The sequence below is a fragment of the Kordiimonas marina genome, assembly GCF_023006325.1.
Taxonomy (GTDB): domain Bacteria; phylum Pseudomonadota; class Alphaproteobacteria; order Sphingomonadales; family Kordiimonadaceae; genus Kordiimonas; species Kordiimonas marina.
The window spans coordinates 300,855-324,794 of the sequence record NZ_JAINDF010000003.1 but is presented as its reverse complement, the minus strand read 5'-3'; the positions used below and the strand labels follow the sequence as shown (position 1 = coordinate 324,794).

Below are 23,940 nucleotides of genomic sequence, written 5' to 3'. Positions count from 1 at the left end.
GGGAAGGCATGGCGGCTTCGGGCCTCAGGCGCAGAACGTATGATTTTCTCGAACTTGGCAGTTTCGCGGGACGCGCGGCTGCCGCTTTCGAGTTTTTCATGATCGGCCTGATCCTCGCCAACCTGGCGGCGGTCGCGCTCGAAACCGTGCCTGCATATTGGGAAAAATATCATCATTTTTTCCATTGGTTCGATGTCGTCTCCGTCATCATCTTCACCATCGAATATGTCGCCCGGGTTTGGGCGAGCGCGGAGCGGGAGTCAGTCGCGGGCGACACGGCCTTCATGCGGCGGGTGCGTTATGTCCTGTCGCCGTCGGCGCTGATTGACCTCCTCGCCATCCTGCCGTTTTACCTGTATCTCGGCGCGGTCACGACCGTTGACCTGCGTGAGCTTCGGGTCTTCCGGCTGCTCCGGCTGTTGAAGCTTGTGCGCTATTCCCCGGCACTGTCATCCTTGGGTAGGGTCATCTATGCCGAGCGCCGGGCTTTGATTGCCGCGCTCATCATCATGATGGGGCTGTTGTTTTTCGCTGCGACCATCATGTACGGCGTTGAACATGAGGCCCAGCCGCAGGCGTTCGGCAGCATCCCCGAAGCGCTTTGGTGGGCGCTTTCCACGCTCACGACCGTGGGCTATGGCGATGTGGTGCCGGTAACGGTGACAGGCAAGATCATTGGTGGCTTCGTCATGATTTTCGGCCTAGCCTTTTTCGCGTTGCCCATCGGTATCGTTGCCTCCGGCTTTTCCGATGAAGTACACCGGCGTGAGTTTGTCGTGCCGGTTGGTGTCGTTGAGGATTTCCCGGTCTTCTCCCGCCTGCCGCGGGAAGTGGCTCACGAGGTGGCGACGCGCGTACGGTCACTCGCGATTGCGCCCGGCACGGTGCTCAGTCACCGTATGGACGTGGACAATGGCCTCTATTTCGTCATGTCGGGCGAGGTGAGCGCCTTCTTCAAGCACCGGCCGATCCCGATGCGCTCGGGGGACTTTGTCGGCGAATGCGGTCTCATCAATGAAAACCGGCACCAGCCGGCAGCGGTCGCGCACACGCGCTGCCGCGTTATGTGGCTGGAAAGCACCGATCTGCATATGATCCTGTCCATCTACCCGGACCTGGGTGATCAGATCATCACCTACGCGGGGGAACGCCTGGCCGAGTTTGTTGAGGCCAGCTACCTGAACGCGGAGGAACGCTCGGCCATGCTTGAAAGCCTGGAAGCCTGGATGCAGAAGGCTCGGACCTGACGACATAGGGCAGGGATGTCCGGCCATTAAAACCTGCACCTCAATAAAAAAGCCGCCCGGTGAGGGGCGGCTTTCGTGTTCTTGTTACTGACGTGCCTTAGCCGAACTTGGCTTTCAGGTTGTCGTCGATCTTGTCGAAGAACTGGCCGGTGGTCATCCAGCTCTGGTTCGGGCCGATCAGCAGTGCCAGGTCTTTGGTCATGCAGCCGCTTTCGACGGTCTCGATACAGGTGCGCTCGAGCGTCTTGGCGAATTCGACCACTTCCGGCGTGTTGTCCATGTTGCCGCGATACTGCAGGCCGCGGGTCCAGGCGAAGATCGACGCGATCGGGTTGGTCGAGGTTTCCTTGCCTTCCTGGTGCTGGCGGAAGTGGCGGGTCACCGTGCCGTGTGCGGCTTCGGCTTCAACCGTTTTCCCATCCGGCGTCATCAGGACCGAGGTCATCAGGCCGAGCGAACCGAAGCCCTGGGCCACGGTGTCGGACTGGACGTCGCCGTCATAGTTCTTACAGGCCCACAGGAAGCCGCCAGCCCACTTGAGGGCACAAGCGACCATGTCGTCGATCAGGCGGTGTTCGTAGGTGATGCCGGCGTCCTTGAACTGGTCCTTGAACTCGTTCTCATAGACTTCCATGAACAGGTCCTTGAAGCGGCCATCGTATGCCTTGAGGATCGTGTTCTTGGTCGAAAGGTAAACCGGATATTTCCGCATCAGGCCATAGTTCATGCTGGCGCGGGCGAAGTCGCGGATGCTGTCATCCACGTTATACATGCCCATGGCAACACCGGATTCTGCGAATTCATAAACTTCGCGCTCGATGGCTTCGCCGCCGTCGGCCGGGGTGAATTTCATCGTCAGCTTACCGGCGCCCGGCACCAGGAAGTCGGTGGCGCGATACTGGTCACCGAAGGCATGACGGCCGATGACGATCGGCTGGGTCCAGCCCGGAACAAGCCGCGGCACGTTCTTGATGATGATCGGTTCACGGAAGACGGTACCGCCGAGGATGTTCCGGATGGTGCCGTTCGGGCTGCGCCACATTTTCTTGAGGTTGAATTCCTCAACGCGGGCTTCATCCGGCGTGATGGTCGCGCACTTGACGCCGACACCGTGTTCTTTGATCGCGTTGGCGGAATCGATGGTGATCTGGTCGTTGGTGGCGTCGCGGTTTTCGACCGAAAGGTCGTAATACAGAAGGTCCACGTCGAGATAGGGCTGGATCAAACGCTCGCGGATCCACGTCCAAATGATACGGGTCATTTCATCGCCGTCGATCTCAACAATAGGATTTTTTACCTTAATCTTGCTCATTTGTCCCTCAAATTTACTAGTTGCCAGGTGGGCTTTTCGGGTGCCGGTGCGGGGAGCACCAGCGAAATTTTGCCGCACCCTATCACCAGTTTCACAATTGTTGAAGAGCCAACACGCTGAAAATGGCGTTTTGGCCCATGGATAGCGGCTTTTGGGCCTTAAAACAGCTGGCTTTTGCTTTGGTCGCTGGTGGTTTGATGGGTGAGATAGCGGATCGCGTCCTCGGCCGTGTCCGCGACTTTCAGCAGGTCAGCATTCTCGGGCGCGGCGAAGCCGTCATCGACCACATGGCGGATGAGTTCGAGAAGCGGCGACCAATAGTTCTCATGGTTCAGAAGAATGATCGGCTTTTCATGGAGGCTAAGCTGCGCCCAGGTCATGATCTCCAGCGTTTCGTCGAGTGTGCCGAGCCCGCCGGGCAGAACGATGAAGGCGTCCGAGCGGTCGAACATCATGCGCTTGCGGTCATGCATGTTCTGGGTGACATGCAGTTCGGACAGGCCCTCCTGGGTGATTTCGATGGCGTCTAGATGTTCCGGGATGATGCCGATGACCGGCGCGCCTGCATCGCGGGCGGCCCGCGCGACCACGCCCATAAGCCCGATGGAACCGGCGCCATAGACGAGCGACATACCGGCGCCGGCGATCAGCCGACCGACATCGTCCGCAAGTTTTTCATAGGCCGGTTTATTCCCCATCCGCGAGCCACAATAAACACATACCGATTTGATGGGATGCCGCATTTCCATATCCACGCTCTCTTTCGTTACGCCGTCAAACAATTGACATGTTTTTCGTAAAATCATCTTTCAATATACAGCCTTGATTGTTAAGGCTTTGTTGAATGATTTGTAAGGCCAAACATGCCCCCATTTGAAACCAAGAACGATGACCGGCGCCGCCTTGTCATCGGCATCACCAGTGCGGTGATCGCCGTCGGCGCACTCGTATATGTTTTTTGGGGGCAGGAAAAGGACGCCAGCAAACCGGCTGAGAAGCCAGCTGTCACCGCTGAAGCAAAGAAGGCGGAGGCCGAGAAAAAGGCTGTTCCCGCGTTCGACCTCGTCCGCATTTCCCGGGGTGGTACCGGCGTTATCGCCGGTCGGATGGCGCCGGGTGCGGTGGTCGAGCTTTACGCAAACGGCAAGAAGGTTTCGGAAGTCACCGCCGATGAGAACGGCGAGTGGGTGATGATCCTCGAGCAGCCGCTTGAAAGCGGCTCTGTTGAGCTGAATCTCAAAGCGCATCAAGGGGATAAGGGCCCAGTATCCGAAGCCGACAAGGTGGTGGTGGTCTCCGTACCCAAGCGCGATAACCAGCATTTCCTCGAGCGCCAGCAAAATGGTGTTGTCGCCGTTCTGACCCCCAAGAACGGGGAGGGCGCCAGCACGGTGCTCCAGAAACCGGGCGTGGCGGCCTATGCTGAGGTGGGTGAAAGCCTGAGCGTGGACACGATCGATTATGGCGACGGCGGGCAGCCGGTCATCGCCGGTCATTCGCTGCCGCGTGTCGAGGTGCGGGTCTATATGGATGGCTCTTATGTCGGCAATTCCAGGGCTGACGACCAGGGCCGCTGGCAGGTAACCCATGATGGCGCGTTCAAGCCGGGGCAGCATGTCCTCAGGGTCGATCAGACCATCAGCGAAGGTAAGGTCCAGCTTCGAATCGAACAGCCGTTCTCGACCGGGGAGCCGCTCGACCCGACCAGCGCCGAAAGCGGTGTCTTTATCCGCCCGGGTAACACCCTCTGGCAGATTGCCCGCCAGCTTTATGGGTCAGGCGTGCGCTATACCCTGATTTTCCGCGAAAACAGCGAACAGATCAAAGACCCGGACCTCATCTACCCCGGGCAGATCTTCCGGTTGCCGAAAAAGGCTGAGACCAAGAAAGAGGGCTGAGTTCAGCCAGCTTTCCCGAAGGCCTGACGGCTTTCCCCTTAATGAAGGGGCTTGAGGTGGGAGCGCAGGGCGCGCAGGTGGGTTTCCGATTCCAGAAGGATCAGCGTCAGCGCGCCCATCAATTGCGAGCCTGTAAGCTGCTTGTCGGTCAAGGTGACGCTGTTGAAAAGGACTTCGCCCTTTTTATTGATCAGATAAGCGCCATCGATGCCGCGGTTGGTGGCATAAACGCGTTCGATCGCCATCGTGCGCTGGGCTGCGTCTTCCACAGTGAAATAAAGTCGGCCGAGCGTGGCGTTCAACCGGACGCTGCCGCTGCCGTCCGGCTTTTCTTCGGCCGAGGCGTGGAACTGGATGCCTTCCCATTCAAAATCGAGCTTGTCGAACGTCGGATCATCAAGGCGCTCCAGATGTCCCTGAACTTTGGCAAGCGTTTCTTGAAGTTTCATGGTGTCGCATCAATCCTTACACGGACAAGCAATTGTCCAGTCCCCGGATATAAACATCGCCGGACAGTTTTAAACAAGTGTAAATAGGGGCGAATTTTGTTTTGCCGGACAGGCTTGGCATTTTCTTGGCCTTTGAGTGAGATTTTGCTATTTGCCTCTGGTGTCATTACATAAGGACCCGGGCCAAGGCCCTGTCGCGATAGCTTGACGGCAAGGCGGCAAACGGCCAGTGTGACGGTGTTAACAACAAGGATAAAGGCGGCAGCCCATGAAGGCTATGGACGTAGTCATGACCCCAATTAACCGCGAGGGGCATTTGTTTGTGGCGATATTTTTTATCGCCTCTCTGGCTCTTTTCTGGGTGGCGGAGCCTCTCGGCTGGATCGGCCTCATCCTCACCGCGTGGTGTCTTTATTTCTTCCGGGATCCGGAACGGGTCATTCCCGATGAAGCTGGCGTGCTGGTAAGCCCGGCAGACGGTACTGTCTGTGCGGTCACCGAAGCAACGCCGCCGGCGGAGCTGGACATGGGCGATGCCCCTCGGATCCGTATCTCTATCTTCCTGTCCGTCTTCAATGTCCATGTGAACCGCTCGCCTGCGACAGGGCAGGTTACCAAGCTGGCCTATGTGCCGGGCAAATACCTGAATGCCGCCGCGACGGAGGCCAGTGAGGAAAATGAGCGCCAGCTTATCCGCATGACCACGGAAGACGGCCATGACATTGCGTTCGCGCAGGTAGCCGGGCTCGTTGCCCGCCGCATCCTGTGTGACCTCAGCGAAGAGCAGTCGGTTGCGCGCGGGGACCGTTTCGGACTTATCCGTTTCGGCAGCCGTACCGACATCTATCTCGATGACGGGCTGGTGCCGACGGTCAAGGTCGGTCAAACCATGATTGGCGGTGAAACCATCATCGCCCGCAAACGGTGATGGGCGACGCCATGCCACGGGAAAAGAAAGCGCTCCTGTTCAAAGCCGTTTCCATTCGCACCATCCTGCCGAATGTCGTGACGCTGTTGGCGTTCATGGCGGGGCTGACGGCAATTCGTTTCGCGCTGTCTGGCCGGTGGGAAATGGCGGTTACGGCCATTTTGCTCGCAGGCGTGTTTGACGGGCTCGATGGCACGGTGGCGCGTCTTCTCAAAAGCACCAGCAAGTTCGGTGCTGAACTGGATTCTCTGTCCGATATCGTCGCCTTCGGAGTGGCGCCGACGGTCATTCTCTATCTCTGGGGGCTTCAGGCGCTCGACCGGCTCGGCTGGGCTGTCTCGCTCGTCTATGCCATCGCCATGGCACTGAGGCTTGCCCGCTTCAATGCCCGGCTTGAGGATGAAGAGGAACCGCGCAAACGGCTCGGCTTCCTGACCGGGGTACCGGCACCAATGGGGGCCGCGCTCCTTCTCGTGCCGCTGATGGTGGATTTCATCATCGAAGGCGAATTCCTGCGCCAATATCAATATATCGTCGCGGTCTATTCCCTGATGATTGCGATCTTGATGGTGTCGACCCTGCCGACGATCTCCCTGAAAGCACTCAGGGTGCCGAAGGAATGGCTGGTGCCGGTTATGCTGATCATCGGTGTTGTCATTGCGGGGCTGTTTGCCCGCACGTGGATGGTGCTGATCGGGATCGCGGTGCTGTATCTCGCTTCGATGCCGCTGACATACCTGGCTTACCAGAAGCGGCGCGAGCAGAAGAAGAACCTCTGAGGGCAGGGGATTACCCCGTCTGTTTTTCAGGAGCCGGGCTCAAGCGGGCCCGGTTTTCTTTTAGGAAGCGGCGTGCGGCTTCCTGCATCACCAAACCATATTCCAGCACAAACCGGGCGACAGTGCCCTGTTCGTCCTTCAAATGGCCCTTCAGGAGCGCGATTTGCTCATCATGTTCGCTGATGCGGTCATGGATAAGGGCGTTGATCCTGTCTGGGCTGACGGCTTCTGCGAATAAAAGGGCGGCCAGAAAGTCCGACCGGTGGCGGTCAGGTCCGGGCGCTGCGGTGAGGGACTGCTCCAGCGCCTTCCGCCCATCCGCCGTCAGGCTGTAGACCTTTTTATCGGGCCGTCCCGTTTGGCTTTCAGCCCGGCAGGCGACAAGCCCGTCCGCTGTCATTTGTGTTAGCGCAGGATAAATAGAACCGTAGCTTGCCTCGCTGAAAAAGCTGAAGCTGCCATCGGTGACCATTTTCCTGATTTCATACCCTGTGGCTTCCCCAAGGCTGAGGATGCCGAGGCAAAGGGTGCGGATATCCATGCGCTGTCTCAAACAATATTATTATGTCTCCTTTAAATGGGGAGACCTCCTGGAATTTAAAGAGGGCAGCGGGATATTGGGAAAGAACAAGGTGAGCCGCGCAGCTGGCATCGCATTTGCATTAATTCTTGCGAGTGAATAGGCATTCCGGCGCGGAGAGACGCCATAGGGTGCAAAACGCCGAAATTCGGCGCTGAATTAGGAAGGGTAAGCTCATGTTGGCTGCAAAATTAACCCACCGGGCACGGTTCGGCTCACCGCTGACGCGGGTAATAGTTGCCGGTCTTGCGCTTATGGTCTCGGCCTGCCAGTCAGATAATCTGTGGCAGGGTGATGATGTGAAGGTGGAAGCGCGCCAGACCAATCTGGAACATACGGTAACCCGGGTGGATGAAAATCATCGGGACCTTCTCGACCGTTTCAATTCGCTGGAACGGCTGTATGTGGACCTGGTCAGGCAGGTGCGGGCGCAGGATGCTGAGATCAATACCCTGCAGACCAAGCTTGCCAACTTCAAGAAAGACCCGAAAACAGCCCTGGAATTGAGCCATCTTCAGAAAGATGTCTCCAAGGTCCATGGTCAGATGAAGAAGCTGGAAGACCGTGTCTTCTCGGTTGAAATGGCGGACAGGACCGCGCGTCAGGTCAATATGCCGACACCGGCTGCCAAGTCTTCGACCGTTCAGTCGGGCGCGGATGTAAAGGATGACAAGACGGCAGCGCCGTCAAACGAAGCTGCTGGCGGTACGGGCTCTACCCCGGTGGCGCAGAAGGCAACCGCAGAGAAGACCTTCTACGGGGTGCATCTGGCGTCCTACCGCAGCAAAGACCAGGTGGCTTCCGGTTGGAAATCGCTGGTGCGGGCGTTCGGCGCCGACCTCAATGGTCTGACCCCGCTCGTCTATGTGCAAAGCCAGGACGGTATCGGGACGTTCCTGCGCCTGATCGCGGGGCCGCTGATGAGCGAACAGGAAGCGCAGTCCCTGTGCGACCGGATTCGCAAAAATGCCAGCGAACAATATTGCCGCGTGTCCGAATATCAGGGCGAACCGGTAGAATAAAGAGTGCGGGGCCTTCTGGCCCCGTTTCATTTGCATTTTAAACAACCGGTTGCACTATCATGGAGTGGGGTTAAGCGCTTTTATTTCCCAAAGCCCCCTTGACAGAAGCGCGTGAATCCTGTCGGATGCTGTTCACCCTTGGTTTAGTGGATGTTCTGATCAACTTGGGGAGGTGAGATCAGACTGGGCGCCAATGCGGCAGCCGCCACGTACAAGGGCCGGGCATACCTGGGGGTTTCGCTCGGATTAGGCGCGGTGTATCAGTCCTGAGGATCTGTTCGCCGCGCCTCTTATTTTCTACAGACATCGCCATCATTCTGACGCTGCCTTGACCAGAAGGCGGCGCCATTTGTGTGCCTGACGCTGATGATAATCCAGATATAAAAAGACCGAAATAGGGCAAAGCGCCGCAGGAACGGCGCTTTGGTCAGTCTGGGTTTGTGTGTGGGAGAGGGCTCAAGCCCGCTGAGGGCGAACGGCAGCCGGCTTTGCGCCGCGTAGCGGCGTGCGCCGCAGGCTGGGGCGGAAGGGCAGGTTCCGCCAAACGATGCTGAGCCCATCCTGAAGCGCGGCCATACCCAGGGCACCCATGACGATAAAACCGATGATGATTCCCATGTGAGCAAAACTTAGCATCTTAGCCTCCGTTCCTTTTTTGTTCTTCTACGCTGCCTGCGGCCTCCCGTCAAGAACAAAAAGAGAACATTCTTATTTTGTCTCAAAGTCCACGCATTTGCTTTGCACAATTTGGCGCCTGGATGATATGTAGAAGGCAAGTGAGCCGCTCCTGAGATGAGCGGTGAAAAAAATAGAAAACGAGAAAAAATATGTCATTGGAAGAAGGGCGCGCGCGCCAGGGCAAGAAGCCCGGCAGCCGCTCCGATCGTCCCACCGGACAAGGTGGTGGGCGCGACCGGCAAAAAGAGGCAGCGACAGAGGCCCATGAGGGCCCGCGCCAGCGTAGGCCATACCGCGAAAGCAGGGCTTTTTCCCGCGGTGTCTATAGCGCGATCGACCTCGGCACCAACAATTGCAGGCTTCTGATTGCCCGCCCGACCCGGCAGGGTTTCCGTGTTATTGACGCCTTTTCCCGCATCGTCCGTCTGGGCGAGGGGGTTTCCGCCAACAACCGCCTGTCTGATGAGGCGATGGACCGGGCCGTTGAGGCCCTGAAGGTCTGTGCCGAGAAGATCCAGCGCCGCGGTGTGACCTGTATGCGCCATGTGGCGACCGAGGCCTGCCGCGTGGCCGATAACGCGCCTGAATTCCTCACCCGGGTGAAGGAAGAAACCGGGCTCAACCTCGATATTATTTCCGCACGGGAAGAAGCGCGGCTTGCTGTCATGGGCTGCCAGTCGCTGATCGCGCCGGGCAACAAGCACGCGCTGGTGTTCGACATCGGCGGCGGCAGTACCGAACTGATCTGGGTGCGGGTGCTATCGGGCCGCCGCACTGAAATCAGCGGCTGGATGTCGATCCCCTGGGGCGTGGTCAACCTGTCTGAACGGTTCGCGGTGCCCGGGATTACCCCGCCGCCTGAACAATATACGTCCATGGTCGAGGAGGTCGCGTCCCATCTGCGCGCGTTTGAAGATGCGCATCAGGTCGGTTCGGTGATCAAGAAGCGCCATACCCAGTTTCTCGGCACGTCCGGCACGGTCACGACGCTGGCGAGCCTGCACCTCAACCTGCCACGCTACCAGCGTGACAAGGTCGATGGCGCCTGGATGAAATCCCGCGATATCTACAGCCTGTCGCAGCGTGTGGCACAGATGACCCACGCCGAACGTGCGGCCCAGCCCTGTATCGGGGAAGAAAGGGCCGACCTTGTGGTCGTAGGCTGTGCTATTCTCGAAGCGATCCTCGGCATGTGGAACGTGCCGAGCCTCAGGGTCGCTGATCGTGGCATCCGCGAGGGCATCCTGCGCGGGCTGATGCAAACAGAACATGAACCCCGCACCGGTGATGGTCGCAATCGACAAAGGGCAGGCTGATCATGGCAAAAGGCTGGAACAACCAATCGACAACCCGAAGCCGGGCGCGCGGCGCCAAGGTACGGGTGAAAACCGCGCGCGGGCGTAAGCCGTCCTCGACGCGCTGGCTGCAGCGTCAGCTGAACGATCCTTATGTGGCTGAGGCGCAGCGCCTGGGCTACCGGTCCCGTGCGGCTTTCAAGCTCGGGGAGATCGATGACCGCTATAATATCCTCAAGGGCGCGAAGCGGGTGGTCGACCTTGGCTGCGCGCCGGGCGGCTGGACCCAGATACTGACCGAACGCCTGCCGGAGACAACCCAGATCATCGGGATCGACCTTCAGGAAGTGGAGCCGATCCCCGGTGCCAAGATGTGGGTGATGGATTTCCTGGACGAAGGCGCGGAAGAGGAACTGATGGCCGAGCTGGATGGCCCGGTCGATGTGGTGCTGTCCGATATGGCCAACTCGGCCACCGGCCACCGGGCGACGGACCAGATGCGTACCATGGCGCTTTGTGATGCCGCGCTCGATTTCGCGATCAAGGTTTTGGCGGAAGGCGGCACCTTTGTCGCCAAGGTCCTGCAGGGTGGGGCCGACAATGACCTCATGCGCCGGATGCGGACTCACTTCTCCAGCGTCAAGCATCTGAAGCCGCCTTCAAGCCGCCAGGACAGCAAGGAATGGTTCGTGGTCGCCCAGGGCTTCCGCCACGCTAAAAAGGCCGCCGTGGGTGCGCATGAGGGTGGTGACGACACGCCTTCCAAGTAAGCGTCTGAAATATAAGGCTTCTGGCGGACGGACCTGCTGTGTGAAACTTTTGAAAGATTCGCATTGCATTTGGGTCCGCCTTCGCGGTATTGAACGGCGAATATCAAATGAACCCTGATCCGGCAGCTCGTGCGCAACCAGGCGAGATGCCCTGCGCCCAAAGAGCGCCCCATTAGACAGGAATGACCATGGATATTCGCCTCGGCCTCACATTCGACGATGTTCTCCTTGTACCGGCTGCCAGTGACGTAATGCCTGCGCAGGTCGATGTACGGACCCACGTTACCCGCGAAATCGAACTCAATATGCCGCTTCTCTCGGCCGCCATGGATACGGTGACCGAAGCCAACATGGCGATCGCCATGGCGCAGGCCGGCGGTATCGGGGTTCTGCACAGGAACGTGACCGAAGAAGAGCAGGCCGAGATGGTCCGTCAGGTGAAGAAGTTCGAGAGCGGCATGGTCGTGAACCCGGTCACCATGTTCCCGGACCAGACCCTGGCCGATGCCATGGAGCTGATGACCCGCCACAAGATCTCCGGTATCCCGATTGTCGAACGCGCGAACCACGCCGGGCCGAAAAAGCTCGTCGGTATCGTCACTAACCGCGATGTCCGCTTCGCCACCCAAATGGACCAGCCGGTTTCCGAACTGATGACCCGTGATGTGGTCACCGTGCAGGAAGGTGTCTCGAGCGAGGAAGCCAAGCGCCTGTTCCACCAGCACCGGATCGAGAAACTGATTGTCGTCGACAGCGACCACCGCTGTGTCGGTCTTATCACCGTCAAGGATATGGAAAAGGCCGTCGCGAACCCGAACGCCGCCAAGGACGCCAAAGGCCGCCTGCGCGTTGCCGCCGCCACCACGGTGGGCGAGAAGGGCTTTATCCGCGCTGGCATGCTGGCGGACGCCGAGTGTGACCTGATCGTCCTCGATACCGCCCACGGCCACAGCGCCCGGGTGATCGAACAGGTTGCCAAGATCAAGAAGGCTTACGGCCATGTCCAGCTGGTTGCCGGTAACGTCGCGACCGCAGACGCCGCCAAGGCGCTGATCGACGCGGGCGCTGACTGCATCAAGGTTGGCATCGGGCCGGGCTCCATCTGCACCACCCGCGTGGTCGCCGGTGTCGGTGTGCCGCAGCTGACCGCCGTGAGCGATGTCGCTTCGGTGGCTGACAAGCAGGGTATCCCGATTATTGCCGATGGCGGCCTCCGGACCTCGGGTGACGTAGCGAAAGCCATTGCCGCAGGCGCCAGCGCCTGCATGGTTGGCTCGCTCCTCGCCGGTACCGAAGAAGCCCCGGGCGAAGTGTTCCTGTATCAGGGCCGCTCTTACAAGGCGTATCGCGGCATGGGCTCCGTTGGCGCCATGGCGCGCGGCTCCGCTGACCGTTACTTCCAGGATGACGTCAAGGATACGCTGAAGCTGGTCCCGGAAGGCGTTGAGGGCCAGGTGCCTTATAAAGGCCTCGCAGGCAACGTTCTGCACCAGCTGGTTGGTGGCCTCAGGGCTTCCATGGGCTACACCGGCAACCGCACCATCGACCTGATGCGCAAGAACGCTCAGTTCGTCCGTATTACCAACTCGGGCCTCAAGGAAAGCCACGTCCACGACGTGACGATCACCCGGGAATCACCCAACTACCCCAGCAAGTAACGGCGGAGGACGATGCAGCCCGCCGCGCGCCTTGCCGCCGCCCTTGAGCTTCTGGAAGCTATTGAGACGGCCATGAGCGCGCGGGCGCTGCCGGCTGATGTCCTGACCTCCAACTATTTCCGTGCCCGCCGCTATGCCGGATCGAAAGATCGGCGCGCCATATCGGACATGGTTTACACAATCCTGCGCGGCCGCGGCCTCTATATGTGGGCGCTTGAGAGTGCCGGGCAGGGTACCATAGATGCCCGCGCCCTCCTGATCGCCTATCTTGCTCATACGGATTCCGAGGCGCTGACGCTGTTCGGAACGGATGCCCGCTTTGCGCCTGCCGCCATAAGCGCGGATGAGGAAGCGCAGGTCGCCAAGCTGAAGGCGCTGGATTGGTCGACAGCCCCGGCGGCGGCAAACGCGAATGTGCCCGCATGGGCGCAGCCCGGGTTTGAGCGCCGCTTTGGCGGAGCCTGGCAGGAAATAGCTGCCGCACTATGTGGCCACGCGCCGCTGGATATCCGCCTCAATCCGCTTAAGGCAGGCAATCAAAAGTTTCAGGATAAAATTAAGTCTGCTCTGGAAGGTTTTGAAAAAACAAAACTTTCACCAATTGGATATCGTGCCGAAAAACATGTGAACCTTGGCGGCAGCCCGGCCTATCGGGACGGTCTTGTCGAGGTCCAGGATGAAGCAGCACAGGTGGCCAGCTTGCTGGTTGAAGCCGGCCCCGGGCAGCAGGTGGTGGACCTGTGCGCAGGCGCGGGCGGCAAAAGCCTGCTGATCGCCGCGACGATGAAAGGCAAGGGCCAGGTCCATGCCTGCGATATATCCGGCAAACGGCTTTCTGAACTGAAAACCCGTGCGAAGCGCGCCGCCGCCCATAATATCCAGCCGCTCAAACTGCCGCTTGAAGGCGAAGCGCGCACACAGGCGCTGGCCCCGCTTCAGGGCAAGGCGGACCGGGTTGTTCTCGATGTTCCCTGCACCGGCAGTGGTACCTGGCGGCGGAGCCCGGATCAACGCTGGCGCTTTGACAAGGATTCCTTAACCGCGCTCAGGCACACTCAGGAAAGCCTGCTCCATGAAGGGGCGGGACTGGTGGGCCCCGGCGGCCGGCTTGTTTATATGACCTGTTCGGTGCTGCCTGAGGAAAATGAGGACGTGATCCGCCATTTTCTGGAAAGCCCGGAAGGGCAAGGCTGGCAGGTGCTGGACTATCGGGCCATATGGTCCAATGTGATGGAAAGCCCGCCCCCGGAGAGTTTGGCCTTGATGCCGGAAATGCTGCAACTGGCACCGGTGCCCCATGAAACGGACGGCTTTTTTGTCGCGATTTTGGGGCGTTCTACCTAAAAACCATGGCAAGCAGCCAAAAACCGGGTAGCATGAGGCAACAAAGAACGTGATGAGGAATGGCATGGCAATGCGGAAACTGACGGCTCTTTGCGTTGCGGCGGTGGTCTTTACCCTGCCAGCGGCGGCCCAAACAGCCAGCAAATATCAGGCGCTTTCCCGTGAATTGGTGAGCGAGGGCCAGGCGGCACTCAGCGCCAAGCAGACCAAGAAAGCCAAGGAGCTTTATGAACGCGCGCTGGTGGCGGACCCCGCCAATGTGAATGCGCTCGTGGGCCTTGGTAAAACCCATGAAGCCATGGGGCTGGTTGGCCACGGCCTGCGCAACTACCGTCAGGCGCTGGAGTTGGAGCCCAACGACAAGGCTGCGCTTGAAGCCCAGGCCCTGGCGTTCCTGAAGCGGGACCTGGTTTCCCGGGCCACCGACAACCGGGACAAGCTTGCCCGCCTGTGCGCGGACGGTTGCAAGCCGCTTGCGGATGTGGATAGCGCGCTTTCCGCTTACCATGCCCAAAAGGCGGAAGCCGATGCCCCCGCCCATAAGGTGGCCAAGAAGGAAGGCCGTTAAGCTTTCCCTTCTGATCTTGCCTTAAACAAAAAGAGCGCCCGGTTTTGGGCGCTCTTTGTTTTTCTGCTGCGGTGCGGTGCTTACCGGAAGCTGCCGCCCCATTCAGCCGACAGGTAGGTGAAAACGACCCAGCAGGCCAGGTTCTGCTGAAGCTGGGCGGGGTCCACCTTGTCGAGCGTGTCGTCAGCCGTGTGGTGCAGGTCGAAATAGCGGGTACCATCCTGCATCAGGTCCACCGCCGGAACACCGGCATCCTTAAGCAGGCTCTGGTCAGACCCGCCTTCGACCTTGCCGCCACGCCGGGTAACGCCAATCGGGCCAAGCACACGGGCCATGGCGTCGATCACATGGAGCGAATCCTCGCTAACAGCGGCACGAAGGCCATAGATATTGTCAGCCCCGAAGTCCGATTCCGCTTCGATGGCGATATTCTTCAGCTCGTCCTTATGGGCGGCGACATAAGCCTTGGCGCCCAGAAGGCCCGGCTCTTCCGAGGCCCACAGGATAACCCGGATGGTCTTGCGCGGGTGCTGGGGCGCCATGTCCTTGATCATCTTGGCCGCAGCAACCGTCAGGGCCACGCCCGCGCCGTCGTCGATGGCACCGGTGCCGTGGTCCCAACTGTCGATATGGCCACCGATGACGACGGCCTGGTCCGGGGTTTCACGGCCGGTGATCTCGGCGATGACATTGGCGGTCTGAACCTTGCCGTAATCCTTGGTCTGGATGTCCAGATGCAGTTTGACCGGCTTGCCTTCCTTAAGGATGCGCATCAGCTGGTCGGCATCGGGGTTCGAAAGCGCCGCAGCCGGGATCTTTTTGACGCCGTCCTCATAGCGCTGGATGCCGTCATGGGGCAGGCGGTGCGTGTCAGTCCCGATCGAACGGATGACAACAGCCAAGGCACCTTTACGGGCGCCTTCCGCGGCACCATGGGCGCGGGCCTGCACGGCCGGGCCATAACCGGAGCCGTCCTTGGCGCGTTCCATACGGTTGGAGATGAAGGCGATCTTGCCTTTCACCTTGGCCGGGTCTGCGGCTTTGAGGTCGGCAAGCGTGTCGAACTGGACAACGTCAGCCGTCAGGCCGCCTTTGGGGGTCGAGACCGAGTGGCCGAGCGCCGTGATCAGCACCGGCTGCGCGTAAGGTGAAATGATGCTGGCGGTTTGCTTGATCCGCTCCCAATGGTCAACGGTGACCGGCTCGGTCCAGACCTTGTCGAAGCCCATGGCCTTCAGCTTGGCCTCAGCCCAGTCGATGGCGGCGCGCTCATGCTTGCTGCCCGAAAGCCGCGGGCCGAACTTGGTGGTCAGTTCCTCAAGAAGGCTATAGGCCGTGTCGGACTTGAGTGCGGCATCGCGCAGCTTGGCCGCCATTTCGACCGCTTGCGGGTCAAGCGGCGGCTGTGCCGCGGAAATGCTGATACTTGAAAGAACCAAAGCCGCGCTAACGGCGGCTTTGGCGAAGGAAAATGGGTTCATCGCTGCCTCCCTGTTCTACAAATGTTCGCGGGCGACAGTGGCGAGTTTTAGATCAGTCGTCAAGGGCCTCACGCCATTTGTGAAGGTCTTCGAGCGCGCGGCGGCTCATCGCCGGTTTGCGCTCTTTCTTGTAGACCTTGCCTTCAAGCGGCGGGAACAGGCCGAAGTTCACATTCATCGGCTGGAAGGTTTTGGCATCGGCCCCGCCGGTGATGTGGTTGATGAGGGCACCGAAGGCCGTGGTGGCGGGCGGCGCGACCGGCGTGCGGCCGAGCCGTTCCATCGCGGCGAATCGTCCAGCCATCAACCCCATGGCGGCGGATTCCACATAGCCCTCGACGCCGGTGATCTGGCCTGCAAAGCGCAGGCGCGGGTCCGCCTTCATGCGCATCAGGTCATCCAGCACCTTGGGGCTGTTGAGGAAGGTGTTGCGGTGCAGCCCGCCAAGCCGGGCGAACTGGGCGTTTTCCAGCCCCGGAATCTTTTTGAAGATGCGGGTCTGCTCGGCATATTTCAGCTTGGTCTGGAAGCCGACCATATTATAGAGCGTGCCGAGCTTGTTATCCTGCCTCAGTTGCACCACGGCATACTGGCGTTCTTCCCAGTGCGGGCAGGTGAGGCCCACGGGCTTCATCGGGCCGAAGCGCAGGGTCTCGGGGCCACGTTCGGCCATGACCTCGATCGGCATACAGCCTTCGAAATAGGGCGTATCCTTTTCCCATTCCTTGAAGTCTGTCTTCTCGCCCGAGTTCAGGTCCTCGATGAATTCGTAATACTGCTCCCGCGTCATCGGCAGGTTGATATAGTCGGCGCCGTCGCCCTTGTCATAGCGGCTCTGGTACCAGGCGGTGCCGAAGTCGATGCTGTCCTTGTAGATGATCGGCGCGATGGCGTCGAAGAAGGCCAGGCTGTCCTCACCGCACAGCTCCAGCACCGCAGAAGACAGCGCGGGGGAGGTCAGCGGGCCGGTGGCGATGATGACGCTGTCCCAGTCCGCCGGCGGCAGGCCGTCGATCTCACCGCGTTCGATGGTGATCAGCGGGTGATTCTCGAGCGTCTCGGTGACATGGGCGGAAAAACCGTCGCGGTCGACGGCGAGGGCCGAGCCCGCGGGCACCTTGTTCTTCTCAGCCGAGGCCATGATCAGCGAATTCATCCGGCGCATTTCTTCATGCAGCAGGCCGACAGCGTTGTTTTCCGCGTCGTCCGAGCGGAAGCTGTTGGAGCAGACCATCTCGGCGAGGTTTTCGGTATGGTGCGCGTCTGTCTTACGGACGGGGCGCATTTCATGCAGGATCACGGGCACGCCCATCTCTGCCGCCTGCCAGGCCGCTTCGCTGCCAGCGAGGCCGCCGCCGATGATATGGATTGCTTTTGGCGCTTGTGTCATGCTCTGGTGCCTCATCATACTCTTGCCATCACTTGGGCCGGTCGCGCCGCCCCTGTCGCTTTGGCGCCTGTTTACCGGACAGGCGGGGCGGTTGGAAAGCGAAAAGCGCGGCCTGGGGGCTGGGGCAGGACGGATTTTCGGGGGATCTATGCCGCTTTCCGCGACGGACATCTTTAACACGCTCAGCGACTGGCCGCATCGGGGCTTCGGTTCCGAAGAAGAAATGGAAGCGCGGGAAGCGCTGATGGCGGAGCTGAGCGGCGAAATTGGCGTTGAGGTCACCGAAGAAGGCTTCACCGCGCCCAAGACATACCTGACCTTTTTCTGGATCGTCGCCCTTGGGCAGGCGCTGATGATTTTGGCGGTGCCACTGGCGCCGGTGGCGTTCGTGCTCGGCGGATTGATGCTGCTTGTCAGCCATCTCCTTTATTTCGATTGGCGGGTCAGCCCGCTCGCCTGGGCGGGGGACCGTACGCTTGGCGCCAACCTGGTCGCCAAGAAGGGCGTGGGCCGCAGGCTCATCATCCTGATGGCGCATCTGGACAGCGCCCCGGCCTCCTTCGCCTACAGGCCTGATCAGGTCCGTCATTTCGCGCTTTCCGTCTGGCTCGGGACCGGGATTGTCACCTTCGGGCTTTTGGTGCCGCTCGCGGTCGCGGTCGGGATCGGCGTGCCTTTGTGGCTGAGGGTGTTTTTCGGTTTTCTGCTGGTTGCGCAGGCGGGGGTGGCGAGCTGGGACTATCTGCGCCACGGTTTCACGCCCGGCGGCAACGACAACCTCTCAGGTGTTGCATGTGCAACAGCTGTGGCCAGCCGACTGTGGCACAATATGCCAGCCGATACCGAGGTGCGGCTGGTGATCACCAGCGCGGAAGAAGCCGGGATGCTCGGCGCCCAGCACTACTGGCGCCAGCACCGGGGCGAACTGCACGGCTACCAGACCCATATCCTCAATATCGATACGGTCGGGGCTGGCAAGCTTGCTTACGTGACGGAAAGTGGTGGCTTCACAAAGGTTTATTATGGTGGCCCGCTTATCAAGGCGGCGGGGGCGCTGGCCCGGCTCAATGAGCGTTTCAAGGGTTTTCAGCCCGCGCGGCATCATGTGGGGGATTTCGACAGCGTCTGGTTCGCGCGCGATGATATCTCCGCGCTCACGCTCGCGGCCTATGATGAGGATGGGCTGATGCCCCATATCCATACGCCAAAAGATATGCCGGACAGGGTGGATTTGAGGTGCGTTGAGGAGGCTGCGGACTGTGCTGAGGCTTTGCTGCGCCTTCTACCCAAGGCACTGGAAAAGCAGGAGAAAAAGTTATGATACGCGCCGAGGATATTGTCTATTTCTGGTTCACCGAGATCACGCCACAAGACTGGTGGCGGAAGGATGCCAGCTTTGACGCCATGATACGGCGCCGCTTCCTTCCGCTGTATGAAGCCGCCGCCCAGGGTGAACTTGCACCATGGCGCGATACCCCGCGCGGACGCCTTGCCGAGATCATCGTGCTCGACCAATTCCCGCGCAACATGTTCCGCGACACCCCGCGCGCCTTCGCAACCGACGCCATGGCGCTGGTCTGCGCGCAGGAAGCGGTGCGGGCAGGGGCGGATGAGGCGCTGCCGCCATATTGGCGCGCTTTTCTCTATATGCCCTATATGCATAGCGAAAGCCGCACGGTGCATGAAACGTCGATCGAGCTGTTCGCCGCGACGCCGGAATTGTCGGAGAATCTGAAATTCGCCCATGCCCACAAAGATATCGTCGACCGGTTCGGCCGCTATCCGCACCGCAATGCGATCGTGGGGCGCTCCAGCACGGCAGAAGAGCTGGCCTTCCTCACACAGCCGGGCAGCGGTTTCTGAAGCTGTTATATACGGCTTAGTGTACTTTGGCGGGCGGGGCCGCATCCACTAGAATACGGGCCTTGTAGCTGTTCCAGATGTCGGCGAGCGTGCCCTCGGCGTTCAGGTCGGCATAGGCCTGGTTGAAGGCATCACAGTATTTCTGGTCATGAAAGCGCGCGACATAATGGGATGCCGGCATGATCTTATGCCCGGTAAGCTCATGATAGACGCCGGTTTTTTCCATATAGCGCCGCTGTGCGAGCCGAATGATCCATTGGTCGCCGACCACCACATCGAACCGGCGCTTGTAGAGAAGGGCGATGTGCGTGCCCTGGTCACCGGATTCGGTATAGCGGGGGCTGTCCTTGATGGCCGCGGCAAAGGTGGGGCCCAGGTAGCGCGTGGCGCCGCTGAAGGAAATAACGGCATAGTGGCTGAGGTCAGCGAGGCTCCCAACCTTCAGGTGCCGGTCCGCGAGCGTGAAAGCAAGATTATGATGGGTGATATAAGGCACCGTGACGCAGCCGACCGATGAGGCCTCGGCATTCTGGGTCAGGAGGCCGTCGATCTTGCCGTCTTCGAAGCTCTGGATCATGCGGATGCGTGGCAGCTGGATAAAGCGGTAAGGGATATGGGCTTCACTGAGGATCGCCTGAACCAGGTCCACCTCTATCCCGCTTTTTGCTTTTTCATAGACATAAGGCGGCAGGAATTCCCGGATCGCGACCTTGAGAGGGGCTTTTTGTGCCCCTGTGCCCTTCTCTTGAGCGGACACAGGCTGAAACGCCATGAAGACAAGAAAGAATGTCAGGAAAATATTTGATAAACCAAGGCGTTTAGTACTTGCAAACATCGGGGGAATCTTAAATCCAGTTATGGAAACCGCGTAAACGGAAACTCAGGTTTACTTCGGCAGCACCCTAATTTATCTGCGGCCGATCCTCAGCCTAACGGGCCGAATCTGACGATGCAAGCAAAGAGGTGGGCTTGTTTACCGAATGCGGCCGGTCCTGAGCGCAGAGGCCCAATCATCGCGCCCCATGTGGCTGGCGCGCCGGGCGGCCGTGTCCCAGTCATAGCTGACGGTCCTGAAACTGAGCTCGTATCTACCGTCCTGAATATCGAGGATCAGGTAGCGGGCATGGGGGCTGCCGGTTTCCATGACATGGGGGAAGGGCAGGTCATCCGAATAGGCGGGGAGGCCGGCACTGCCGGGGTTCGCGATCTCGCGCCCGTCCGTGAGCCTTATGTGGCGCGGTATATGGGGGTGGCCGCAGAGTGTCAGGCCTGAAAGAACATCGCTAAGAGTGACTGTGATCTGGGCATCTGATCGCAGGATGGCATGGCCGGAGGAGACATCTTCAAGCAGATAGGTCATATCGCTTCCAGGCGCGCCGTGGCACAGGAACATGCCGTCGAAGGCCTCTGTTTTCGGTAGATTTTTCAGCCAGTTAATCGGAGCTTTCCCCAAATCCCGGCAGACATAATCCAGCGTCGGCAGCACTGCGCGGCTCTCATCGGTGGCATCATAGATGATCCGGTCCTGGTTGCCCTGGATCGTGATGACATCATGCGCCCTCAACAGGTCATAGGTCTCCCTCGGCGCCAAGGGTCCATAGAGAATGTCGCCCAGGTTGACGAGTTGCCCAGCGCCTTGCTTTTCCGCATCCTCCAGCACTGCCCGGAGCGCCCAGACGTTGGCATGGATGTCGGAAAAGACGGCGTAGCGCATGGGAAGGCTCCTGTATGCTGCGGTTACTCTGCCGCTTTCCGGCTCAGCACGGTTTTCAGATACTGCCCCGTATAGCTGCGGCTGTCATTGGCCACATCTTCTGGCGTGCCGGTTGCGACAATCTCACCGCCGCCATCACCGCCTTCGGGGCCGAGGTCGATGATCCAGTCTGCGGTCTTGATAACCTCCAGGTTATGTTCGATCACCACCACCGTGTTGCCTTGGTCAACAAGCGCCTGCAGCACTTCCATCAGCTTGCGCACATCCTCGAAATGAAGGCCGGTGGTCGGCTCATCGAGGATATAGAGCGTCTTGCCGGTCGAGCGTTTGGAAAGCTCCTTGGCGAGCTTGACCCGCTGGGCCTCGCCGCCCGAGAGGGTGGTGGCCTGCTGCCCAACCCGGATATAGCTGAGGCCGACCCGGTCGAGCATTTCAAGCTTGTTCCGGATGGAGGGAACCGCCTTGAAAAACGCGACACCTTCCTCAACTGTCATATCAAGAACATCGGATATTGATTTGTCTTTAAAACGAATTTCAAGAGTTTCACGGTTATAGCGCTTGCCCTTGCACTGGTCGCATTCGACATAAACGTCCGGCAGGAAGTGCATCTCGATCTTGATCATGCCGTCGCCTTTGCAGGCTTCGCAGCGGCCGCCCTTGACGTTGAAGCTGAAGCGTCCGGGTTTATAGCCGCGGGCCTGTGCTTCCGGGAGACCGGCGAACCAGTCGCGGATCGGACCAAAGGCGCCGGTGTAGGTGGCCGGGTTCGAGCGCGGCGTGCGGCCGATCGGGCTTTGGTCGATATCGACGATCTTGTCCAGATGCTCAAGGCCCTCGATCACCTCATGGGCGCCGGGGGTAACCCGGCTGCCGTTCAGATGCTTGGCAACGGCCTTATAGAGCGTCTCAATCGTGAAGGTGGACTTGCCGGAGCCTGATACCCCGGTGATACAGGTCAGGGTCCCCAGGGGCACGGAAGCCGAGACATTCTTGAGGTTGTTGGCGTGCGCGCCTTTGACCGTCAGGAATTTCTTCTTGTGGCCGGGGCGGCGGAGCGTCGGCGTCGGCACAGCGCGCTTGCCGGTCAGATACTGGCCGGTCAGGCTGTTCTCGGACGCCATGATGTCGTCAGGCGTGCCTTCGGCGACGATGGTGCCGCCATGCTCGCCCGCGCCCGGGCCCATGTCGATGACATAGTCGGCGGTGCGGATGGCGTCTTCGTCATGCTCAACGACGAGCACGGTATTGCCGATGTCACGCAAGTTCTGCAGGGTTTCCAGGAGCCTGTCATTGTCCCGCTGGTGCAGGCCGATGGATGGTTCGTCGAGCACATACAGCACACCGGTGAGGCCGGAGCCGATTTGCGAAGCCAGCCGAATGCGCTGGCTCTCGCCGCCAGAAAGCGTTCCAGATGAACGGCTTAAAGTAAGATATGAAAGTCCTACATTATTAAGAAAGCCCAGGCGTTCCTGGATTTCCTTGAGGACTTTCTCGGCAATCGCCTGCTGCTTTTTGGTGAGCTTGGCGGGCAGATCCGTGAACCAGTCATACGCACCCTTGACCGAGAGGTCGGTGACGTCACCGATGTTGGTGCCGTCAATCTTGACGGCGAGGGCCTCGGGCTTCAGGCGTTTGCCTTCGCAAGCCGAGCAGGTGGTCGATGCCTGGTATTTGGACAGTTCATCCCGCATCCAGGCACTATCGGTCTCACGCCAGCGGCGTTCGATGTTGTTGAGAACGCCTTCGAACGGCTTGTTGACTTCAAACCGGCGCTTGCCGTCGGCATAGACGATGGTGATGGGTTTGGTGCCGGTGCCATAAAGGAAGGCCTGCTGCGCGGCTTCGGGGATTTTCTCCCACGGGGTATCGATGGAGACGCCATAATGCTCCGCCACCGCCTCAAGCGCCTGGAAATAGAAGGGTGAGGGGTTGTTGGCCTTGTTGGCCCACGGCGCGAGCGCACCCTGGCGGATCGTCTTCTTGGTGTCCGGCACTGCAAGCTCGGGGTCGAAATAAAGTTTGTTGCCGAGGCCGTCACAGGTCGGGCAGGCGCCGTGCGGGCTGTTGAAGGAGAACAACCGCGGTTCGATCTCCTCAATCGTGAAGCCGGAGACCGGGCAGGCGAATTTGGCCGACATGATCTGGCGGTCCACTTCCTCATCGCCCTTCGGCACGGTTTCAGTGACCACCAGGCCGTCTGACAGTTCCAGCGCGGTCTCGACACTGTCGGCCAGGCGCTGCGCCAGCCCTTCCTTCAGGACCAGCCGGTCGACCACCACATCGATGTCATGCTTGAATTTCTTGTCGAGCGTCGGGGCTTCCTCGATCAGGTAGAACTCGCCATCGACCTTCACACGCTGGAAACCGCGCTTCTGCAGCTCGGCGAATTCCTTCTTATACTCGCCCTTGCGGCCGCGCACGATGGGCGCCATCAGATAAAGCCGCGTGCCTTCAGGTTGGCTGAGGATACGGTCGACCATCTGGGTTACGGTCTGGCTTTCGATCGGCAGGCCGGTCGCGGGCGAGTAGGGCACGCCGACACGGGCCCACAGAAGGCGCATATAGTCGTAAATTTCGGTGACCGTGCCGACGGTCGAGCGCGGGTTCTTGCTCGTGGTTTTCTGCTCGATGGAGATCGCAGGTGAGAGGCCCTCGATATGGTCGACATCGGGCTTCTGCATCAGCTCGAGGAACTGGCGGGCGTAGGCCGAGAGGCTTTCGACATAGCGGCGCTGGCCTTCGGCATAGATGGTGTCGAACGCAAGCGATGACTTGCCGGACCCCGAAAGCCCGGTAATTACCACCAGCTTGTCGCGCGGAATGTCGACATCGACCGACTTGAGATTATGTTCCCGTGCGCCCCGCACCGAGATTTGTGTGAGCATGAAAGCCTCGCTACGCCTAACGTTTCTGTCCCATCAAGTGGCGCTTGTACCCTATTGAGTCAAGCGTCTTGTCTTGTGG

22 protein-coding genes are annotated in these 23,940 nt (G+C 59.8%); 12 read left to right on the top strand and 10 right to left on the bottom strand.

All coding sequences use genetic code 11. The features are described from left to right. Positions 1-8: 8 nt before the first annotated feature. Entirely contained in the window at positions 9-1,247 is a 1,239-nt protein-coding gene (locus K6118_RS07980) for a cyclic nucleotide-gated ion channel (RefSeq protein ID WP_247119713.1), read from the top strand. Between the two features lie 97 nt (positions 1,248-1,344). Here the strand turns inward: K6118_RS07980 and K6118_RS07975 are convergent, their stop codons facing one another. Then, positions 1,345-2,559 (bottom strand): NADP-dependent isocitrate dehydrogenase, encoded by a 1,215-nt coding sequence (locus K6118_RS07975; RefSeq protein ID WP_247119712.1) that lies wholly within the window; start codon positions 2,557-2,559, stop codon positions 1,345-1,347. Between the two features lie 158 nt (positions 2,560-2,717). Then, complete coding sequence (locus K6118_RS07970; RefSeq protein ID WP_281500690.1) at positions 2,718-3,302, bottom strand: LOG family protein; 585 nt, start codon at positions 3,300-3,302, stop codon at positions 2,718-2,720. Positions 3,303-3,422: 120 nt separating this feature from the next. Between K6118_RS07970 and K6118_RS07965 the strand changes: the two genes are divergently transcribed. Further along, entirely contained in the window at positions 3,423-4,457 is a 1,035-nt protein-coding gene (locus tag K6118_RS07965) for a LysM peptidoglycan-binding domain-containing protein (RefSeq protein WP_247119710.1), read from the top strand. A gap of 38 nt (positions 4,458-4,495) precedes the next feature. Here the strand turns inward: K6118_RS07965 and K6118_RS07960 are convergent, their stop codons facing one another. Beyond that, positions 4,496-4,906: a hypothetical protein gene (locus tag K6118_RS07960; RefSeq protein ID WP_247119709.1), complete on the bottom strand. Its 411-nt coding sequence runs from the start codon at positions 4,904-4,906 to the stop codon at positions 4,496-4,498. A 268-nt stretch (positions 4,907-5,174) separates the two neighbouring features. On the opposite strand from K6118_RS07960, the gene K6118_RS07955 reads away from it, so the two are divergent. Next, entirely contained in the window at positions 5,175-5,834 is a 660-nt protein-coding gene (locus K6118_RS07955) for a phosphatidylserine decarboxylase (RefSeq protein WP_281500689.1), read from the top strand. An 11-nt stretch (positions 5,835-5,845) separates the two neighbouring features. After that, on the top strand, positions 5,846-6,613 hold the full coding sequence (pssA, locus tag K6118_RS07950; protein ID WP_247119707.1) for a CDP-diacylglycerol--serine O-phosphatidyltransferase: 768 nt from the start codon (positions 5,846-5,848) through the stop codon (positions 6,611-6,613). A 10-nt stretch (positions 6,614-6,623) separates the two neighbouring features. On the opposite strand, the gene K6118_RS07945 is transcribed toward pssA, so the two are convergent. Next, positions 6,624-7,154, bottom strand: a complete 531-nt coding sequence (locus K6118_RS07945) for a PadR family transcriptional regulator (protein WP_247119706.1) — start codon at positions 7,152-7,154, stop codon at positions 6,624-6,626. A 215-nt stretch (positions 7,155-7,369) separates the two neighbouring features. Between K6118_RS07945 and K6118_RS07940 the strand changes: the two genes are divergently transcribed. Beyond that, positions 7,370-8,215 (top strand): SPOR domain-containing protein, encoded by an 846-nt coding sequence (locus K6118_RS07940; protein WP_247119705.1) that lies wholly within the window; start codon positions 7,370-7,372, stop codon positions 8,213-8,215. Between the two features lie 456 nt (positions 8,216-8,671). Here K6118_RS07940 and K6118_RS07935 read toward each other — a convergent pair whose 3' ends face one another. Further along, entirely contained in the window at positions 8,672-8,851 is a 180-nt protein-coding gene (locus K6118_RS07935) for a hypothetical protein (RefSeq protein ID WP_247119704.1), read from the bottom strand. A gap of 191 nt (positions 8,852-9,042) precedes the next feature. Here K6118_RS07935 and K6118_RS07930 point away from each other — a divergent pair, with 191 nt between their 5' ends. The 5 genes from K6118_RS07930 (at position 9,043) to K6118_RS07910 (ending at position 14,528) form a co-directional block, all read left to right on the top strand. After that, positions 9,043-10,209, top strand: a complete 1,167-nt coding sequence (locus K6118_RS07930) for a Ppx/GppA phosphatase family protein (RefSeq protein WP_247119703.1) — start codon at positions 9,043-9,045, stop codon at positions 10,207-10,209. Positions 10,210-10,211: 2 nt separating this feature from the next. Continuing rightward, positions 10,212-10,958, top strand: a complete 747-nt coding sequence (locus K6118_RS07925) for an RlmE family RNA methyltransferase (RefSeq protein ID WP_247119702.1) — start codon at positions 10,212-10,214, stop codon at positions 10,956-10,958. A 188-nt stretch (positions 10,959-11,146) separates the two neighbouring features. Continuing rightward, positions 11,147-12,616 carry an IMP dehydrogenase gene (gene guaB, locus K6118_RS07920; protein WP_247119701.1) on the top strand — a complete coding sequence of 490 codons (1,470 nt, stop codon included), beginning with the start codon at positions 11,147-11,149 and terminating at the stop codon, positions 12,614-12,616. Between the two features lie 12 nt (positions 12,617-12,628). Further along, positions 12,629-13,960, top strand: a complete 1,332-nt coding sequence (locus K6118_RS07915; protein WP_247119700.1) for an RsmB/NOP family class I SAM-dependent RNA methyltransferase — start codon at positions 12,629-12,631, stop codon at positions 13,958-13,960. A gap of 64 nt (positions 13,961-14,024) precedes the next feature. Beyond that, positions 14,025-14,528: a hypothetical protein gene (locus K6118_RS07910; protein WP_247119699.1), complete on the top strand. Its 504-nt coding sequence runs from the start codon at positions 14,025-14,027 to the stop codon at positions 14,526-14,528. An 80-nt stretch (positions 14,529-14,608) separates the two neighbouring features. Here the strand turns inward: K6118_RS07910 and K6118_RS07905 are convergent, their stop codons facing one another. Both K6118_RS07905 and trmFO read right to left on the bottom strand, forming a co-directional pair. Next, positions 14,609-16,009: a M20/M25/M40 family metallo-hydrolase gene (locus tag K6118_RS07905; protein ID WP_247119698.1), complete on the bottom strand. Its 1,401-nt coding sequence runs from the start codon at positions 16,007-16,009 to the stop codon at positions 14,609-14,611. Between the two features lie 52 nt (positions 16,010-16,061). Further along, complete coding sequence (trmFO, locus tag K6118_RS07900) at positions 16,062-17,399, bottom strand: methylenetetrahydrofolate--tRNA-(uracil(54)-C(5))-methyltransferase (FADH(2)-oxidizing) TrmFO (RefSeq protein WP_247119697.1); 1,338 nt, start codon at positions 17,397-17,399, stop codon at positions 16,062-16,064. 148 nt (positions 17,400-17,547) lie between these two features. On the opposite strand from trmFO, the gene K6118_RS07895 reads away from it, so the two are divergent. Next, positions 17,548-18,720, top strand: coding sequence for a M28 family peptidase (locus K6118_RS07895; RefSeq protein WP_247119696.1), 1,173 nt, complete (start codon positions 17,548-17,550; stop codon positions 18,718-18,720). After that, on the top strand, positions 18,717-19,262 hold the full coding sequence (locus tag K6118_RS07890; RefSeq protein WP_247119695.1) for a DUF924 family protein: 546 nt from the start codon (positions 18,717-18,719) through the stop codon (positions 19,260-19,262). The genes K6118_RS07895 and K6118_RS07890 overlap by 4 nt, the downstream gene beginning before the upstream one ends. A 16-nt stretch (positions 19,263-19,278) precedes the next feature. Here the strand turns inward: K6118_RS07890 and K6118_RS07885 are convergent, their stop codons facing one another. The 3 genes from K6118_RS07885 to uvrA form a co-directional block, all read right to left on the bottom strand. Beyond that, the gene (locus K6118_RS07885; protein WP_247119694.1) at positions 19,279-20,019 is read right to left on the bottom strand and encodes a substrate-binding periplasmic protein; all 741 of its coding nucleotides are present in this window, start codon (positions 20,017-20,019) and stop codon (positions 19,279-19,281) included. A gap of 216 nt (positions 20,020-20,235) precedes the next feature. Continuing rightward, positions 20,236-20,976, bottom strand: a complete 741-nt coding sequence (locus tag K6118_RS07880; protein WP_247119693.1) for a metallophosphoesterase family protein — start codon at positions 20,974-20,976, stop codon at positions 20,236-20,238. Between the two features lie 23 nt (positions 20,977-20,999). After that, positions 21,000-23,861, bottom strand: a complete 2,862-nt coding sequence (gene uvrA, locus K6118_RS07875) for an excinuclease ABC subunit UvrA (RefSeq protein ID WP_247119692.1) — start codon at positions 23,859-23,861, stop codon at positions 21,000-21,002. Positions 23,862-23,940: the final 79 nt, after the last annotated feature.

Coding starts and splice junctions, on each gene's coding strand:
- pssA (WP_247119707.1), top strand. CDS start 5,846: ATGCCACGGGAAAAGAAAGCGCTCCTGTTCAAAGCCGTTTCCATTCGC.
- K6118_RS07945 (WP_247119706.1), bottom strand. CDS start 7,154: ATGGATATCCGCACCCTTTGCCTCGGCATCCTCAGCCTTGGGGAAGCC.
- K6118_RS07980 (WP_247119713.1), top strand. CDS start 9: ATGGCGGCTTCGGGCCTCAGGCGCAGAACGTATGATTTTCTCGAACTT.
- K6118_RS07965 (WP_247119710.1), top strand. CDS start 3,423: ATGCCCCCATTTGAAACCAAGAACGATGACCGGCGCCGCCTTGTCATC.
- trmFO (WP_247119697.1), bottom strand. CDS start 17,399: ATGACACAAGCGCCAAAAGCAATCCATATCATCGGCGGCGGCCTCGCT.
- K6118_RS07895 (WP_247119696.1), top strand. CDS start 17,548: ATGCCGCTTTCCGCGACGGACATCTTTAACACGCTCAGCGACTGGCCG.
- K6118_RS07910 (WP_247119699.1), top strand. CDS start 14,025: ATGGCAATGCGGAAACTGACGGCTCTTTGCGTTGCGGCGGTGGTCTTT.
- K6118_RS07925 (WP_247119702.1), top strand. CDS start 10,212: ATGGCAAAAGGCTGGAACAACCAATCGACAACCCGAAGCCGGGCGCGC.
- guaB (WP_247119701.1), top strand. CDS start 11,147: ATGGATATTCGCCTCGGCCTCACATTCGACGATGTTCTCCTTGTACCG.
- K6118_RS07890 (WP_247119695.1), top strand. CDS start 18,717: ATGATACGCGCCGAGGATATTGTCTATTTCTGGTTCACCGAGATCACG.
- K6118_RS07975 (WP_247119712.1), bottom strand. CDS start 2,559: ATGAGCAAGATTAAGGTAAAAAATCCTATTGTTGAGATCGACGGCGAT.
- K6118_RS07955 (WP_281500689.1), top strand. CDS start 5,175: ATGAAGGCTATGGACGTAGTCATGACCCCAATTAACCGCGAGGGGCAT.
- K6118_RS07880 (WP_247119693.1), bottom strand. CDS start 20,976: ATGCGCTACGCCGTCTTTTCCGACATCCATGCCAACGTCTGGGCGCTC.
- K6118_RS07960 (WP_247119709.1), bottom strand. CDS start 4,906: ATGAAACTTCAAGAAACGCTTGCCAAAGTTCAGGGACATCTGGAGCGC.
- K6118_RS07940 (WP_247119705.1), top strand. CDS start 7,370: ATGTTGGCTGCAAAATTAACCCACCGGGCACGGTTCGGCTCACCGCTG.
- K6118_RS07915 (WP_247119700.1), top strand. CDS start 12,629: ATGCAGCCCGCCGCGCGCCTTGCCGCCGCCCTTGAGCTTCTGGAAGCT.
- K6118_RS07930 (WP_247119703.1), top strand. CDS start 9,043: ATGTCATTGGAAGAAGGGCGCGCGCGCCAGGGCAAGAAGCCCGGCAGC.
- K6118_RS07935 (WP_247119704.1), bottom strand. CDS start 8,851: ATGCTAAGTTTTGCTCACATGGGAATCATCATCGGTTTTATCGTCATG.
- uvrA (WP_247119692.1), bottom strand. CDS start 23,861: ATGCTCACACAAATCTCGGTGCGGGGCGCACGGGAACATAATCTCAAG.
- K6118_RS07970 (WP_281500690.1), bottom strand. CDS start 3,302: ATGCGGCATCCCATCAAATCGGTATGTGTTTATTGTGGCTCGCGGATG.
- K6118_RS07905 (WP_247119698.1), bottom strand. CDS start 16,009: ATGAACCCATTTTCCTTCGCCAAAGCCGCCGTTAGCGCGGCTTTGGTT.